The 15,822-nt window shown below is 49.1% G+C and carries 12 protein-coding genes, 1 riboswitch and 1 other annotated feature; of the genes, 6 read left to right on the forward strand and 6 right to left on the reverse strand.

What is annotated here, in order from left to right; all coding sequences use genetic code 11:
• Positions 1–14 precede the first annotated feature (14 nt).
• Together ODZ53_RS13220 and ODZ53_RS13225 are read left to right on the forward strand one after the other, a co-directional pair.
• The gene (locus tag ODZ53_RS13220; RefSeq protein ID WP_372677604.1) at positions 15–755 is read left to right on the forward strand and encodes an amino acid ABC transporter ATP-binding protein; all 741 of its coding nucleotides are present in this window, start codon (positions 15–17) and stop codon (positions 753–755) included.
• 28 nt (positions 756–783) lie between these two features.
• On the forward strand, positions 784–1,965 hold the full coding sequence (locus ODZ53_RS13225; protein ID WP_372677606.1) for a thiolase family protein: 1,182 nt from the start codon (positions 784–786) through the stop codon (positions 1,963–1,965).
• A gap of 73 nt (positions 1,966–2,038) precedes the next feature.
• On the opposite strand, the gene ODZ53_RS13230 is transcribed toward ODZ53_RS13225, so the two are convergent.
• From ODZ53_RS13230 to ODZ53_RS13240, 3 genes are all read right to left on the reverse strand, one after another.
• Positions 2,039–2,410, reverse strand: a complete 372-nt coding sequence (locus ODZ53_RS13230) for a hypothetical protein (RefSeq protein WP_372677608.1) — start codon at positions 2,408–2,410, stop codon at positions 2,039–2,041.
• A gap of 124 nt (positions 2,411–2,534) precedes the next feature.
• A complete protein-coding gene (gene argS / locus ODZ53_RS13235) occupies positions 2,535–4,250 on the reverse strand; it encodes an arginine--tRNA ligase (protein ID WP_372677610.1) in 1,716 nt (571 codons plus the stop codon).
• 44 nt (positions 4,251–4,294) lie between these two features.
• Positions 4,295–4,559: a binding site (T-box leader), on the reverse strand.
• 52 nt (positions 4,560–4,611) lie between these two features.
• Positions 4,612–5,100, reverse strand: coding sequence for a hypothetical protein (locus ODZ53_RS13240; RefSeq protein ID WP_173626102.1), 489 nt, complete (start codon positions 5,098–5,100; stop codon positions 4,612–4,614).
• A 198-nt stretch (positions 5,101–5,298) separates the two neighbouring features.
• Here ODZ53_RS13240 and ODZ53_RS13245 point away from each other — a divergent pair, with 198 nt between their 5' ends.
• Complete coding sequence (locus tag ODZ53_RS13245) at positions 5,299–5,871, forward strand: sigma-70 family RNA polymerase sigma factor (RefSeq protein WP_372677612.1); 573 nt, start codon at positions 5,299–5,301, stop codon at positions 5,869–5,871.
• Positions 5,862–8,072 (forward strand): YcdB/YcdC domain-containing protein, encoded by a 2,211-nt coding sequence (locus ODZ53_RS13250; RefSeq protein WP_372677614.1) that lies wholly within the window; start codon positions 5,862–5,864, stop codon positions 8,070–8,072. The genes ODZ53_RS13245 and ODZ53_RS13250 overlap by 10 nt, the downstream gene beginning before the upstream one ends.
• 65 nt (positions 8,073–8,137) lie before the next feature.
• Here the strand turns inward: ODZ53_RS13250 and ODZ53_RS13255 are convergent, their stop codons facing one another.
• Positions 8,138–8,245 (reverse strand): YjcZ family sporulation protein, encoded by a 108-nt coding sequence (locus ODZ53_RS13255; protein WP_007724452.1) that lies wholly within the window; start codon positions 8,243–8,245, stop codon positions 8,138–8,140.
• A 213-nt stretch (positions 8,246–8,458) separates the two neighbouring features.
• Positions 8,459–8,560: riboswitch (SAM riboswitch) on the forward strand.
• A gap of 116 nt (positions 8,561–8,676) precedes the next feature.
• On the opposite strand from ODZ53_RS13255, the gene metH reads away from it, so the two are divergent.
• Together metH and ODZ53_RS13265 are read left to right on the forward strand one after the other, a co-directional pair.
• Positions 8,677–12,123, forward strand: a complete 3,447-nt coding sequence (gene metH / locus ODZ53_RS13260; RefSeq protein ID WP_372677616.1) for a methionine synthase — start codon at positions 8,677–8,679, stop codon at positions 12,121–12,123.
• A gap of 32 nt (positions 12,124–12,155) precedes the next feature.
• On the forward strand, positions 12,156–14,021 hold the full coding sequence (locus tag ODZ53_RS13265; protein WP_372677618.1) for a bifunctional homocysteine S-methyltransferase/methylenetetrahydrofolate reductase: 1,866 nt from the start codon (positions 12,156–12,158) through the stop codon (positions 14,019–14,021).
• 59 nt (positions 14,022–14,080) lie between these two features.
• On the opposite strand, the gene ODZ53_RS13270 is transcribed toward ODZ53_RS13265, so the two are convergent.
• Together ODZ53_RS13270 and ODZ53_RS13275 are read right to left on the reverse strand one after the other, a co-directional pair.
• On the reverse strand, positions 14,081–15,070 hold the full coding sequence (locus ODZ53_RS13270) for a phosphotransferase (protein ID WP_372677620.1): 990 nt from the start codon (positions 15,068–15,070) through the stop codon (positions 14,081–14,083).
• 73 nt (positions 15,071–15,143) lie between these two features.
• Positions 15,144–15,722, reverse strand: coding sequence for a mismatch-specific DNA-glycosylase (locus ODZ53_RS13275; protein WP_372677622.1), 579 nt, complete (start codon positions 15,720–15,722; stop codon positions 15,144–15,146).
• Positions 15,723–15,822 lie beyond the last annotated feature (100 nt).

The raw sequence follows: 15,822 nt of genomic DNA on the forward strand, positions 1-15,822 counted from the left end.
GGAGGGGAAAAACGATGGAAAAGCAAAGAGAAATGATTCGCGTGCAAAATTTGAAGAAAAGCTTTGGAAAAGTGGAAGTTCTGAAGGATGTTACCCTGCAAGTAGGAAAGGGCGAGGTCGTCGTCTTGATCGGTGCCAGTGGATCAGGGAAAAGCACATTGATTCGATGCATTAATTTTCTGGAGATCAAGGACGACGGAGAGATTTATATCGAAGGAAAAAGCATCGATCCGAAGAAGGATGACTTGACCAAAGTACGGCAAAAGGTAGGCATGGTGTTTCAGCACTTCAATCTGTTTCCGCATAAAACCGTTCTGGAAAACATCATGGAGGCACCGCTGATTGCGAAGAAAGCGGACAAGGAAGAAACGAAGCAGGAAGCGCTCCGGCTACTGCAAAAGGTAGGTCTTTCTGAAAAAGCGGATGCCTACCCATCCAGCCTCTCCGGTGGACAAAAGCAACGCGTGGCCATTGCTCGTTCGCTGGCGATGAAGCCTGAGATCATGCTCTTCGACGAGCCAACCTCAGCGCTTGACCCAGAGCTGGTAGGGGAAGTGCTAGAGACCATGAAGCAGCTCGCACAAGAAGGAATGACGATGATTATTGTGACGCACGAAATGGGGTTTGCCAAGGAAGTGGCCGATTGGGTGGCGTTTATGAATCAAGGCAAGATCATCGAGATGGCTAGACCCCAAGAAATTTTTAATAACCCGAAAGAAGAGCGCACGAGAGAATTTTTGAACCGTGTACTGTAATAGCGTAAAAACGAAGGGGAGCTGGAGTATGAGAGGCGTAGTCATTGTCGCGGGTGTGCGGAGTGCTGTGGGTGCATTCGGAAAAAGCCTGCGTGACGTACCAGCAACAGAGCTGGGGCGGCAAGTATTGGAAGGCTTGATGAATAAGGTTGATTTGCCGAAGGAACAAGTCAATGAAGTGATTTTTGGCAATGGGTACGTACATGGGGGAGGACTCAATGCTGCACGTATCAGCTCGCAGCTGGCGGGATTTCCACGCAATGTCTATGGTCACATCGTGATCAAAGCCTGTGGTTCAGGTTTGAAAGCAATTGGCAACGGTGCGCTAGCCATTGCAGCAGGTCAAGAGGATGTGGTGATTGCGGGCGGAGTGGAGTCCATGAGTAACGTTCCTTACCTCGTGAAGAATCGCTGGGGCAGCAAATTCGGCCATTTGTCCATGGAGGATGCTCTTTTGTCCGATGGTTTGATCTGCTCGTTGACTGGCGAACATATGGGTATGACCGCAGAACGGCTGGCTGTCCAGTACGGTATTTCCCGTGAAGAGCAGGATCGTTTTGCCTACGAGAGCCACGTAAGAGCAGCGGCAGCAATCGAAGCAGGCCTATTCGCGAGTGAAATCGTACCGATTGAAATCAAGGATCGCAAAGGCACACGTGTTTTTGCGCAGGATGAATCGGTGCGCCATGATATCAAGCTAGAAGAACTCGCCAAGCTGAAAAGTGTTTTTCAAAAGGAGGGGACCATCACTGCCGGAAATGCGTGTCCGATGAATGACGGCGCAGCCGCTGTATTGATGATGTCCCGTGAAAAGGCGGAGGAAGCGGGTTTGACTCCACTCGTGAAAATAAAGGCTTTTGCCAGCGCAGGAGTCGAACCTGACGTGATGGGGATTGGACCAGTCCCTGCTACGAAAAAGGTACTGGAGAAAGCGGGATTGAATCTCGAAGACATTGGGCTCATCGAATTGAATGAGGCATTTGCCGCCCAGGCTTTGTCTGTGATCAAATGCTTGGAGCTGGACTCGAGTAAGGTGAATGTCAATGGAGGCGCGATTGCCTTGGGTCACCCTGTGGGAGCAACTGGAGCCAAACTGACAGTGACGTTGATGAACGAAATGATGCGCAGACGCGAGAAGTATGGCATGGTGACGCTGTGCATGGCAGGTGGCATGGGAATGTCAGTGATCTATGAAAATTTGACAATGTAAACTTCACATGTGCAAATGAAAAAGCCCCGAACGTTGAAATTTCGGGGCTTTTTGCCATGGAGCTTGAGCGCTATTAGGGGGCCTTTTGGTCGCGTAAGTATTTTCGCAAGGTAGCCGCCACTTCTGTTGGGTTTTCCAGCTGTACAATGACGTGCTGATATTTGGCATGGCCCTCTACTTCTAGGATCAACAACGAATCCGTCTGGGCAAAAGAAAGGAAGTACCATTCATTTCGATGCTGAAAGCTTCCCTCATAAATGTTTAAAGGTCCAAAAGACGTCCCTGGCATGCGCAACATCCATTTTGGCGGAACAAAAGAACCGACCTCGACATGCTTGATCGATTGATAAGGGAGCGTGATCGTGTTCTTCAAGGCTAAGATCGTATGCAAGCCAGTGAGACGCAAGGTAAAATCCGTTTTGCCGAAATGTACACTTCTTCCCATTGTTGCTCACCTCTTTCATCGGCCATCGTTCCATTATCTCACAGAAGAATGATGATGACACGGGACAATCAAAAAAGCCGGCGTTTCCCCACAAGAGGAAGCAACCGACTTTTCGTATACTTTTTTACATTTCTTCTGGAGCCGCCAGACCGAGCAGACGCAGACCTTCCTTCAGCACAGCAACGACTGCTGCTACGAGCTGGAGACGGGATGCTGTCACATCTTCTTCCTCAGCCAGGATGCGTACATTCGCATAGAATTTGTTGAATGTTTGCGCCAGGTCGATCACATACTTGCCGATTTGCGACGGATCGAAGTTATCGGCAGCACGTTCGATTACCTCTGGGAACGCGTTCAAGAGGGTAATCACTGCCCAAGCCTCTTTGCTGTCGAGTGCACCGGAAGCCAGGTTCACAGTCGTTGCTGGCTGGTAGCCACCTCTGCGCAGCAGCGAGCATGCACGAGCGTGTGCGTATTGCACGTATGGTCCTGTTTCCCCTTCGAAGGTCAGCATCTCTTCCCAGGAGAAGTTGACATCATTCAGGCGGAAGTTTTTCAAGTCATGGAAAATAACTGCGCCTACCCCGACTTGACGAGCCACTTCTTCTTTATTGGACAGCGTAGGGTTTTTCTCTTCGATGACTTTTTGGACATCAGAAATGGCTTGTGCCAATACTTCTTCCAAGAGAACAACTTTCCCTTTACGCGTGGACATTTTCTTGCCGTCCTTGAGCATCATGCCAAATGGGATGTGGTGCATATTTGCGGACCACGCATAGCCCATTTTTTCCAACACTTTATAGAGCTGCTGGAAGTGGAGGCGTTGCTCGTTTCCTACGACATAAAGTGCTTTAGCAAAATCGTACGATTCGTGGCGGAAGAGGGCTGCAGCCAAATCACGCGTTGCGTACAGGGTAGCGCCGTCAGATTTTTTGATCAGGCATGGCGGCATGTTGTATTCGTCGAGGTTCACGACCATTGCACCATCGGATTCAGTCAAGAGACCTTTTTCCTCGAGCAAGGTAACAACGCGATCCATTTTGTCGTTGTAGAATGCTTCACCGTGTGTGGAGTCGAAGGCTACGTTCATCAGGTCGTAAATCTTCATGAATTCCTTGAGGGACTCATCACGGAACCATTTCCACAGATGCTGAGCTTCTTCATCGCCATCCTCGAGCTTTTTGAACCATTCACGGCCTTGGTCCTCCAAGGTAGAATCGTTCTCGACTTCTTCGTGGAAACGAACGTAGAGGCTGAGCAGCTCCTTGATCGGTTCTGCTTTTACCTTTGCTTCATCACCCCAGAGGCGATACGCAACGATCAGTTTACCAAACTGCGTACCCCAGTCACCCAAGTGATTGATACGTACTGGCTCATAGCCTTGCTTTTCCATGATGTTGGCAATCGCGTTCCCGATTACAGTAGAGCGCAGGTGACCCATGGAAAACGGCTTCGCAATATTCGGGGAGGAGAGGTCAATTGGTACTTTGCGTCCTTCACCGATATGGCTGCTTCCGTATGTGCTGCCTTGGGTAAGGATGGTTCCGATAACTTGCTCGGCCACATTTTCTTGATCCAGGAACAGGTTCACGTACGGACCAACTGCGTTCGATTCGCGCAATGGTGCACCGGAGAGCTGTCCAGCCAGCTCTGCTGCGATCATCGGTGGAGCTTTGCGCAATGCTTTTGCCAATTGAAAGCAAGGGAAGGCCACATCGCCCATTGCAGGGTTTGGTGGTGTTTCCAGCATGCCATATACGGCTTCTTTGGTCAGTGTGTCTACGCCCATCGAGGAGAGCGCAGCGGCAATCTTTTCAGCGACTTGGTGTTTGTAGCTCATCTAAATTCCCCTTTCAAATAAAAAAACCTCTACGTCTCCTGTGAAAAAGAGACGAGAGGTTATACTCCCGCGGTGCCACTCTTGTTGTTTTTCCCTTCCATCGCATAGGAAGGCAAAAACCGCTTGACCTGCTGTAACGGGCAGTCCCGGCATAGCCCTACAGGATCCGTTGCCCATAATGGCTGGCTTTGGATGTTCAGGCCGCATCTCCGAGGGGCGTTTCCTCACATGGTTTGGCATCGGGCTCACACCGTCCCCGACTCGCTTTCGTCCACACACAAGGAGTACTATCCTCATCAACGATTCGTTTGTTTCTCTAGAATTATAGCTGTTTATACCGTCATGATGCAAGGTGCCTCGATCAAGGTTTTTTTAAAATCTTATCTAATTCCGCGAAATATTGCTTGGTCAGCTCTTCCCTTTCTTCCGGGCTGAGGTTATCTGCGTTCATCATTTGCTCTTTGTACTGTTCCAGCTTTTCGAGCATGGCCAGCTCGGCAGCTGCCGCATCGTCCAGATCGTAATTTTCCGATGGATCGAACGGGATCAATCGATTGTCATTTCCACTGCGCAAATAAGCGGAGCGCCAGTTCTCCGGAAACTGGTAAGGCTGTTCGCCAAACATAATCGCTAAAATATCGTCGGATTCAATCGGCAGGAAGTGATCGTAATCGTCTCTTCTGCCTCCCTCGGACAAGTTAATGTGGGACAAAAAATAGTGGAGATAATGTTCTCCCGTTTCGGTATTCTTAACGATGGAATAGGTTTCAAATTCGGATTTGGATAGCTCTTTTATGGTCTCCAAACAGGAGAGAAATTTGTCTTTTTCACGTGCTTGCATGTCATCCATGTCATCTCGTTCCTTTCGCTCTACAATAAGCCTCATGATAGCAAAAGCAATGTGCGCTGACAATGAAAGCAACGCAACGGAGTGTAGCAGTGGAAGAAAGGAAAAGGATTATAGATAAAATAGTTGGATAATCTTGTCACAAAAATAAGCCAGCTGGATCAAATACATATCAAAAGGTAACAAGGAGGTGAACAGTACGTGAATGCAAGTGCCAAAAGTAGCGAAGCGGACTGGACGCTGCAATTGACCAACGAGGAGAAGCTGACGAGACTCATGAGCGACTACGGAGACAACATCGTGCAGCTCGCCTATCTGATCGTCAAGGATCGGGGAATCGCGGAAGACATTACCCAGGAAGTGTTCCTGAAGGCGTATCGGGGTCTGGATCAGTTCCGCCATCAGAGTAGCGTGAAAACGTGGCTTTACCGAATCGCGATCAACGAGTCCCGCAAATATTTGCGTTCGTGGTCCTTTCGCCAGATTTTTTCTACCTACCTCTCCAAAGAGGAAGCACCCCCCGAAAAGGCTGACATGGCAAATGTTGAATCGGCCGTCATCGGACAAATGAGCAAGATACAGGTAGCGGAGCAGGTGATGAAGCTCTCGCCGCTGTACCGAAAAGTCATGGTACTACATTACTATGAAGATTTGTCGATAAGAGAGATGGCGCAAGTGCTGGATATTTCAGAAGATGCCGTACGAACCCAATTGTCACGGGCCCGAAAACATTTTAAGGCATTGTGTGAAAAGGAGGGATTGGAATGGACCTAGATAAGGAAATGCGTGAAGCAGTACGGAGCGCAAGTGAGGAATCAGTGGAGGAAGTGAGGTTTACAAAAGAGATGGAATTACGGATCAGAGGTGCGATTGCAAAAAATAAACACAAGAATCGAAACAGAATTTTCGTGGCTGGTTCGCTGGCAGCTTGCTTGGCGGTTACTGCTGTGGGAATTCATCAGCAAGGCTGGTTTCCACAGATGCCAAGTGGTAAAAATGTAACGAATGCGATTGCTACAACTGCTACGAAAACAAACAATAAAGAGACAAATCCGAACAGTGTAAAGGTGCCGCCGGAAGAGGCAATTTTACCATTGAAAAAGGCGATCCCCGCCTTGAGCAAGATGACAATAAGAGTGGATCGTACAAGCTATGGATTCAGTGCACTAACTTTACTAGAAGGGGATACTGCGCGTGCCAATGTTGTCTATGATATACAGACAGGACAAATTGAGAGCTTTACAATTGATGGTGAGCGAGGAGAACAGAAGGAAGAGAAATTGCCATCAGCCAAGACTGCGGAGAAAGCAGCAAGCGCATTTCTTCAAGCTTTTTGGGGGGAGGAAAGTAAGTCCTATCAGCTCGTCGAGACTCAGATCTATACCGATGAGTATAGGGTAAAAGGCCCATGGATGAGCGTGAATTATCAACGGATCGAAAACGGCCAGCCCGTTCCGTTCGACGTATTGTCAGTTGGAATTGACCAACAGGAGCAAGTCGTGTTTTTCGGGCGATTGAACAAGAATGAACAAGCCTTTTTCACCAAGCTTACAGATGCCATGCCTGATTTGAACCCGTCCCTTCTTCTTTTGGATAAAGAAAAGAAACACGATGGCATGTCATTCATCTTGGGGAAAACGAACAACGAGGGGCATAAGGTTTCTCTTGTGATCTATGGAAATGGTCAAGCACTGGAATCGTACAGGCTTTTGTATAGGGATGAAAAGGAAGCAGCGAGCGGGAAAGAGGCAGAGGGAGCAAAAGCCTTGCAGCAAGAGCGACAGTTCCTGAACAAACTACTCGGGGCGGATAGTGAAAACTATCGGTTAGTGGATGCCAACGATCCAGGAGTGTACCTGCGATATTATAACGGACTGCCAGTGTTGTCTGATGAAATTAGCATAACAACAACGGACTCTGGTCACGTCCGATATTTCAGCAAGGAGCCCGAAACATTCGAGCCGTCGCAGTACCCGGATGTATCGAGTGCTGTGTCAGAAGAGGTAGCCATCAAAGAGCTAAGTGAGCATATGAAGCTTCGATACGTGCAGAATCCGAGAATACGGCCAGAATCAAAGCAAGGGAAGAAGTGGCAACCTATTCTGGAATACACGCCAGCTGTTTCCTTCATGCAAAGAGGACGTGAAGATGGTACGGAGTGGCATATCGACGCGACCAATGGCAAGATTGTGTATGGAACGGGAGATAATGGGCTTGCCTATGATCAGTTGAATACGACAGAAGTACATCCGATCGAATCTCCAAAGGAATACGTCAAGGTTCGCTCCAAGGATGAGGCAAAAGCACTGCTGCAAGCGGAATTTGGCATACAGGTAGATGAATCGACCTATAGAGAGAGCGAGAGTATCCGAGAGGGGCGCAAGGAATACGTCTGGAATGATAAAAATGACAAGTATATCGGCGTAGAAGTCATCGCAGAAACAGGCAGTGTCGTCGGGCTGGGATCACTGCGTTCTGACACAGCGGTGACAGTCAAACGCGAGCAAGCGGAAGAGGCTGCACTCGCCTTTCTGTATAAATACGTCGATCCAGGCGTAAAAGAGGTGCAATTAGCACAAGTCATACAGCCAGCCGAAGCGAATCCTGTGTCATCGGGCGAATGGGAATTCAGATATTTTATGAGCAAGGATGGCATTCCTGTACAGGATCGCGAGCAAAAAGCGGCTTATTCGGTAACAGTCGATCCGTCTTCTGGCAAAGTGACAAAGTTTCATAACTTCAGAATGACAAACGAGTTGGTGGAGCTTCCAGCATCCGACAGGATCGTTTCGAAAGACAAGGCTGTTGAAGAGTATTTACGCGTCATGCCTCTAAAGCTGGTCTATTTGATGAAAGATGTGGATGGGCAAAAATTAGCTCAACCAAAGCTGGCGTATGTGCCGTGGAGTGACGAAGAGCTGGCGATTAAATTTATGACACTTGATGCCGTGACAGGCAAATTTATCGCCGACTAAAACGAAAAAAAGGCTATCCCGCAGCCATTCCTGATGGCTTTTGGGATAGCCTTTTTTACACGTATCTAACAGTCGTCACACGAGCACCCGATAATAACCAACAGGATAAACAGCACGAGCACGATTGCGAAGCAGTCACCGAAGAATCCGTTACCGCAGAAAGATGTACTCATCTTTGTTTCCCCTCCTTTCCGTTATACTCCAGTCTATACACGAATGCCGATATTGGACTGGGCGGATGCCCAGCTTAGGCAAAATTGGGCGCGTAAGAGGAGAGGCTCCGTAAAAAATAGACAATTCACAATTGACGGGGAGACAAAGGGGGTGTTAAGATACTTGCAAACATTCAAGACATTTCGCAAACTAACTAAATGACAAGTGTACGACTCTTATCCAGAGAGGCAGAGGGACTGGCCTGATGAAGCCTCGGCAACCGGTAAAAATCCGGTGCCAATTCCAGCAAAGCTACGTGCTTTGAAAGATAAGAGGATGTCTCAGGCGTATTCGTATCTGCTGACAAATCCTCTTCTTTCAAAGAAGAGGATTTTTTTGTTTACCCAATTACGGAGAATAAGCCGATGCAAGGTAGAAAAGGGGCACGTCAATGAAACCAACTTTTCGCGAACAGCTTTCCCGGAAAATTCTGATTCTGGACGGTGCAATGGGCACCATGCTTCAACAGGCGAACCTGACTGCTGATGATTTTGGCGGTGAAGCCTATGATGGCTGTAATGAACTCTTGAATCTGACCAGACCAGATGTGATCCGTTCCATTCACGAGAAATATTTAGAGGCGGGCGCAGACATTGTCGAGACAAATACGTTTGGTGCTGCTTCTATTGTTTTGGCTGAGTACGATGTGGCAGAGAAAGACCTTGAGATCAATATAGCGGCAGCGCGCTTGGCCAGAGAAGCGGTGGATGCCTATTCCACGGAGGAGTGGCCGCGTTTTGTAGCAGGCGCTATGGGACCTACGACCAAAACCCTTTCGTTGACAGGTGGTGTCACTTTCGAAGAGCTGGTCGAGGCGTATTATCGTCAGGCAAAAGGCCTGATTCTCGGCGGCTCCGATGTTCTTCTTCTGGAAACCTCGCAAGATACGTTGAACGTCAAGGCTGGCGGAATTGGGATTCGCAAAGCTTTTGAAGAGCTTGGACAAGAGCTTCCGGTGATGCTGTCAGGTACGATTGAGCCGATGGGCACGACGCTTGCGGGCCAAAACATCGAGGCGTTTTACATCTCCTTGGAGCACATAAAGCCTGTCTCAATCGGTCTGAACTGTGCGACAGGACCCGAGTTCATGCGCGATCATCTGCGCACACTATCAGGAATTGCCCAATGTGCGGTCAGCTGTTATCCGAACGCAGGCTTGCCAGACGAGAACGGTCATTACCATGAAACGCCACAGGGACTTGCTTCGAAAATGCGAGCATTCGCTGAACAGGGCTGGATAAACGTCGCTGGCGGCTGCTGTGGAACAACGCCTGACCATATTCAAGCGATGGCAGAGACCTTGAAAGACTGCAAGCCACGGAGTACAGCTGTAGAACCGCTGAGCGCGGTCTCCGGGATCGAGGTCGTTTACGTCGAAGATGACAATCGTCCCTTGCTAGTAGGAGAGAGAACCAATGTCATCGGTTCCAAAAAATTCCGTGAAATGATTGCAGCCGGTCACTATGAAGAAGCATCTGATATTGCCCGGGCCCAAGTGAAACGCGGCGCACACGTCATCGATATATGCTTGGCTGACCCCGACCGTGATGAATATGAAGATATGGAAAAATTCCTACAGTTCATCGTGAAAAAAGTAAAAGCGCCCCTCATGATCGACTCGACAGATGCAAAGGTCATGGAGCTGGGACTTCGCTATTCGCAAGGAAAGGCGATTCTCAACTCGATCAACTTGGAAGACGGGTTGGAGCGATTCGAGGAAGTCGTCCCACTTATTCACAAGTTCGGTGCCTCCGTTGTCGTTGGAACGATTGAGGAAGCGGGTATGGCGATCACTCGCGAAAAGAAGCTGGAGGTCGCGCAACGCTCGTACGACATTCTTGTCAACCAGTACGGAATAAAGCCACAGGATATTATTTTCGATCCACTCGTCTTTCCAGTAGGGACAGGGGATGAACAATACATCGGCTCTGCAAAGGAAACCGTAGAAGGCATTCGTTTGATCAAACAAGCAATGCCTGCTTGCAAGACGATCCTGGGTGTCAGTAACGTTTCCTTCGGCTTGCCTCCTGCGGGGCGGGAAGTGCTGAATGCGGTCTTCTTGTACCATACCACTCTGGCAGGGCTTGATTACGCCATCGTCAATACGGAAAAGCTGGAGCGCTACGCTTCGATACCAGAAGACGAGAGAAAGCTGGCAGAAGCCCTTCTATTCGAGACAAATGATGAAACATTGGCGGCTTTCACAGAATTTTATCGCCAAAAGAAAAAGGAAGTCAGTGTGGAAGTCTCCTCGTTAACGCTCGAAGAACGCCTGGCCCGTTATGTAGTCGAAGGCTCCAAGGATGGTCTGGTGGAAGACCTGAAGCTGGCTCTGGATAAATACGCACCGCTCGAGATCATCAACGGTCCGTTGATGACGGGGATGGAGGAGGTCGGTCGCCTGTTCAACGGCAACCAGCTGATCGTGGCAGAAGTATTGCAGAGCGCGGAAGTCATGAAGGCATCCGTATCGTTTTTAGAGCCATTCATGGAAAAAAGCGATGCTGCTGCCAAGGGGAAAATCTTGTTAGCGACAGTCAAGGGCGATGTACACGACATCGGGAAAAACCTCGTGGAAATTATTTTGTCAAACAACGGCTACAATGTCGTGAACCTAGGAATCAAGGTACCACCAGAGCAACTGATTGCTGCATGCAGAGAAGAAAAGCCGGATGCCATCGGTCTGTCTGGACTCTTGGTAAAATCCGCGCAGCAAATGGTCATTACAGCCCAAGACCTGCGTGATGCAGGCATTGATATCCCGATGATGGTTGGCGGTGCGGCGTTAACGCGCAAGTTCACATCGAATCGGATCGCACCGGAATACCGTGGAATTGTTTTATACGCAAAAGATGCCATGGATGGTCTGGACCTCGTAAATCGTCTACAAAATCCGGAAGAACGTGATCGCTTGGTAGAAGAACAGCAGCATCTGCTGGAAGCAGTTGCAACCGCTCAGCCTGTTGTTGAGGAGAAAAAAGCACCATTGCCAACTCGCTCAGCCATCAGCAGAACCGTTCCGATCCATCTGCCGCCCGATTGTGAACGACATGTTTTGCGACAATATCCGCTTAGCCATTTGCAGCCGTATTTGAACCTGCGGATGCTCCTCGGAAAACACCTCGGTGTTCGCGGAAATGTAGATAGATTGATAGAGGAAGGCGACGAGAAGGTACTGGAACTGTATGGCATTGTGGAAGAGCTCTTAAAGGAAGCGAAGCAAAAAGGAACCATTACGACACACGGTGTGTATCAGTTCTTTCCGGCTCAGTCAGATGGCAACGATATTTTGGTCTATGATCCAAAAGACCACAGCAAGCTGCTGGAGCGCTTTTCGTTCCCGCGTCAGCTGGAAGAACCTCATCTCTGCCTGTCCGACTTCTTGCGACCGGTGGAGAGCAAGGAAATGGATTATGTCGGATTCCTGACCGTAACGGCTGGGGGCGGGATTCGCGAAAAATCAACAGAGCTCAAAGAGCGTGGTGACTACTTGCGCTCTCATGTCCTCCAAGCCTTGGCATTGGAGCTTGCAGAGGCATTTGCTGAGCGAATTCACCACGTCATGCGCGACGTGTGGGGCATACCGGACCCGGTTGAGATGACGATGCTAGAACGCTTCGGAGCTAGATATCAAGGCATTCGAGTCTCCTTCGGTTACCCTGCGTGTCCGAACCTGGAAGATCAGGCGCAGTTATTCCGTTTATTGCGTCCAGAGGATATCGGCGTTCAGCTGACAGAGGGCTTCATGATGGAGCCAGAGGCTTCCGTATCGGCGATGGTATTTGCTCACCCAGAAGCGCGTTATTTCAACGCAGGTCCATCTATTTTTGAAGTTTAAAAATAAATGAAAATGGGAGAGAAGGGATTGAGTTGACGACGAGAAAGAAAGATTTACGAGCCTACTTGAAAGACCATCTCCTAGTAGGAGATGGTGCAATGGCGACCCAGCTGCACGGGCTGGGCGTCCCGGTTGGCGTCAGCTTTGAGGAGCTGTGTTTGTCCAACCCTCGTTTGGTGCATGAAGTTCATACGTCTTATTACCAGGCCGGTGCGCGTTTCCTAGAGACAAATACGTATTCTGCCAATCGAGATGCATTGAGCCGTTACGGTCTGGAGCATAAGGTAGCCAGGATTAACCGGCTCGCAGTCGCCATTGCTAGGGAAGCCGCACAGGATGATGCTTATGTAGCTGGGAGCATTGGATCGATTTTGGCTGGACGGGTGAAGAAAAAGGTTTTGGATGAATACCGTGACCAGTATGAGGAACAGGCCATTGCCCTGTTACATGCGGGGGTAGACGGACTGATTCTGGAGACGTTCTTGGACTTGGAGGAGCTGCTTCTGGCGATCGAGGTAATCCGCCCGCTCACAGATGTCCCTGTAATCGCGCAGTTAGCCACTTTGGAAGTAGGGCGCACACGTGATGGTTACGCTTTGACAGATGCCTTTTCCGAGCTGAAAGCAGCGGGCGCTGACGTGGTCGGACTAAACTGTCGACTTGGTCCCGCTGAACTCTTGCGCTCGTTTGAAAATACAGTGATTCCAGAAGATGCACTCTTATCCGTATTCCCGAATGCGGGGCGTCTGGGGATGACTGATGGAGAATACGCGTTTAAATCATCACCTGAATACTTTGGACAAAGTGCGCTTCGCTTGCGTGAGCAGGGAGTTCGGTTGATTGGTGGATGCTGCGGAACCACACCTGCACATGTGAAGGCGATTGCGGATGCACTTGAGTCTCTTGAGCCGCAAGCGCGTGTGAACCCGACCATCGTTGCTGGAGATCGTCCTACGATTTCTGTGCAGAACACGAGGGAGAGGGAGAAACCAAGCATTGTCGAGCGTGTAAAAGCAGCAACGACAATCATTGTCGAGTTTGATCCGCCACGTGATCTGGATGCAGACCAATTTCTCCACGGATGCTGTGAGCTGCACAAAGCAGGAGCAGACGCGATTACGTTGGCGGATAACTCGTTGGCGACAGTACGCATGAGCAACATGGCTCTCGGGGCCCTCATGAAGAGCAGACATGGAATCGATCCGCTCTTGCACCTTGCTTGCCGGGATCGCAATCTGATTGGACAGCAATCGCACTTAATGGGCCTCAACGCCTTGGGGATTGACCAAATATTGGTGATTACTGGCGATCCATCACGCTTTGGTGACTTGCCAGGGGCCAGCTCGGTATTTGATGTGACCTCGTTTGATCTGATTCGCATGGTGAAGCAGTTGAACGAAGGTGTTTCGTTCTCAGGACGTCCGTTAAAGCAAAAAGCCCAGTTTATCGTGGGCGCTGCCTTTAATCCGAATGTCCGAAATATGGATGCTGCCGTTGCCCGCTTGGAAAAGAAGGTCGAGGCAGGCGCGGATTACATTATGACGCAGCCTGTGTACGATGCGGAGTCGATTCGGAATGTATACGAGGCTACGAAGCATATCGGCATTCCTGTCTTTATCGGGATCATGCCGCTGACCAGCTCGCGCAATGCGGAGTTCCTGCATAATGAAGTGCCGGGAATCAAGCTATCGACAGAAGCTCTGGAACGGATGAAAAAGGTACAGGGAGAAGCCGCCAGACAGGAAGGAATCGCAATCGCGAAGGAATTGGTCGATACGGCCGTTCGTTACTTCAATGGCATCTATTTGATTACACCTTTTAATTATTACGAGATGGCAGCAGAGCTCATTCAATATACCCGCCAACAAAGCTCTTTGGTGAGGATGGCTCAGACGTAACGGTTTGCGCCAGTTAAATAGGGAAGGCCTATGTGTATAGACAGGCTATGGCCTTGCGTCTAATATACATGGGCCTTCATTTCGTCTAGCATAAACGCTGTTTTGAGAGCTTCTCGATTGCAAAACTGTTGAATCTCAGCAAGGTTCATCTGATCATACTGCTTTTTGCGTAAAAAACGTTCAATGATATGCGGGAAAGCGAGATCGACAAAGAGTAAATGCAGTTGCCTAATCGATAGAGGATTTTCTTGGAGATAGCCACGCAATAAATGAGAGAACAATTCCTCGTTCCACTGGTCATTTTTTCGCATAGCAAGCGAGAGAACACGCGCAATGTCTTTGGACGGGAAATCGTAGCGAACGTCCTCCCAGTCAATGATCGCAATTCTTTGATTACTGACGAGCAGATTCCCATTGTTAAAATCTCCGTGACAGAGGAAGTGCTTGGTCAATGACTCCCTTTTCCATGTCGAGAAGTATGGAGAGGATAGTAAATGTTCCTTGGCTGTCACCCCTGCTTGTTTAAAAAAAGGGAGGTATTCCGCGACAGTAGCGTATTTTCGATCATTTTTCCCGGTGTGTTGAAGCTCCCACTTTTCAAGGGCAGCTAAATCTGCTTTGTACTCCACAGACCATTTCTCTGCTCCATTGTAAAGTTTGCCGTACTTGGAGGAAAAACCGAGCGATCTCACATGAATTTTGCCTAAAACCGTGCCGATGCGTTCCATTCGAAAAGGGGAAGTATACGCAATATTTGGCCAGGAGAGCCGTTGGTGGAGAACGAAAAGCTTTTCTTTATGAGTGATGTAGCGCTTATTATTTTTGGTGCGTTGAATGTCGGGGATGTGTACGCCGTTTTTACGCAAATGCGCTTCTGCATTCAGGATGAAATGTAAACGTTCCTTTTGCAGAGGGAAAGCTTTTCCGATGAATTTGCCATTGGTTGTTTCCAAGTAAATGACGAGTGACTTGGGTGTATCTCGAATGGTTTTGTGTTGCAAAACAGTCATGTCGTATTTGTTCTGGATTTTTTTGATGAGGTCGTCCACTGCTGATGCCCCTCCCTGCGTATAGAGCTACAAGTATTGTACGGAAGAAGAGATGTGGTTGACACGAAAGGCCCTACTTAGCAGGCGAGGGTAGAGGGTGCCAATTCATCTTGCGTAAAAAATGACTCAGCTCTGTAAACTTGGCGATGCGTTCCTCACGTGTAAAAGATGCGTTAGCCCCACTGGTAGACGGGACGACAAACACATAGCTGCCAGACCAATCTTCTGTGCCAAAGTACCTGATTAGTTGCAGTCCCAGTGAAATTGCCTCTTTCTTTTGGCCAGTCGCGTGACGAAAAGCAGTAATACCGTTAAAACAAATGACACGAGGCCGGTAAGTCTGGATCATTTGGACGAACAGCTCTGCACCTGCGGCGTAATCCTCGTTGCGTAGGTCTGTTGCGGAGCGGGTAGGACGTGAGACTAGATCGGTAATGCCATAGTTGTAGTCTAAGAGGGTGGCGGTTTCCTCTGGCAAGAGCTTGTGAGGTGTCAGGCCGCCTTCGTACAATCCGCGCCAAAACAGGTTGGCTGGATTGGCGTAGTGGAAACCCGTTGTAGCCGATATACGTCCTGGATTGATACCGCAAAATAAAACCGCCAAATCACGGCGAATGTACGTGGGCAACCATTTTTCTGTGAACTCGACCAAAGCGAACCCCTCCTGTTTACCACATTGTAGCACATCAGTGAGCGCTTTCAGAAAGAAGCAAAAAAAGCTGCCGGACTCGGCAGCTTCAAGCTATATAGGC

The sequence above is a fragment of the Brevibacillus sp. BD137 genome, from assembly GCF_041644655.1.
Taxonomy (GTDB): Bacteria; Bacillota; Bacilli; order Brevibacillales; family Brevibacillaceae; genus Brevibacillus; species Brevibacillus brevis_D.

Coding starts and splice junctions, on each gene's coding strand:
- ODZ53_RS13220 (WP_372677604.1), top strand. CDS start 15: ATGGAAAAGCAAAGAGAAATGATTCGCGTGCAAAATTTGAAGAAAAGC.
- ODZ53_RS13225 (WP_372677606.1), top strand. CDS start 784: ATGAGAGGCGTAGTCATTGTCGCGGGTGTGCGGAGTGCTGTGGGTGCA.
- ODZ53_RS13230 (WP_372677608.1), bottom strand. CDS start 2,410: ATGGGAAGAAGTGTACATTTCGGCAAAACGGATTTTACCTTGCGTCTC.
- argS (WP_372677610.1), bottom strand. CDS start 4,250: ATGAGCTACAAACACCAAGTCGCTGAAAAGATTGCCGCTGCGCTCTCC.
- ODZ53_RS13240 (WP_173626102.1), bottom strand. CDS start 5,100: ATGGATGACATGCAAGCACGTGAAAAAGACAAATTTCTCTCCTGTTTG.
- ODZ53_RS13250 (WP_372677614.1), top strand. CDS start 5,862: ATGGACCTAGATAAGGAAATGCGTGAAGCAGTACGGAGCGCAAGTGAG.
- ODZ53_RS13255 (WP_007724452.1), bottom strand. CDS start 8,245: ATGAGTACATCTTTCTGCGGTAACGGATTCTTCGGTGACTGCTTCGCA.
- metH (WP_372677616.1), top strand. CDS start 8,677: ATGAAACCAACTTTTCGCGAACAGCTTTCCCGGAAAATTCTGATTCTG.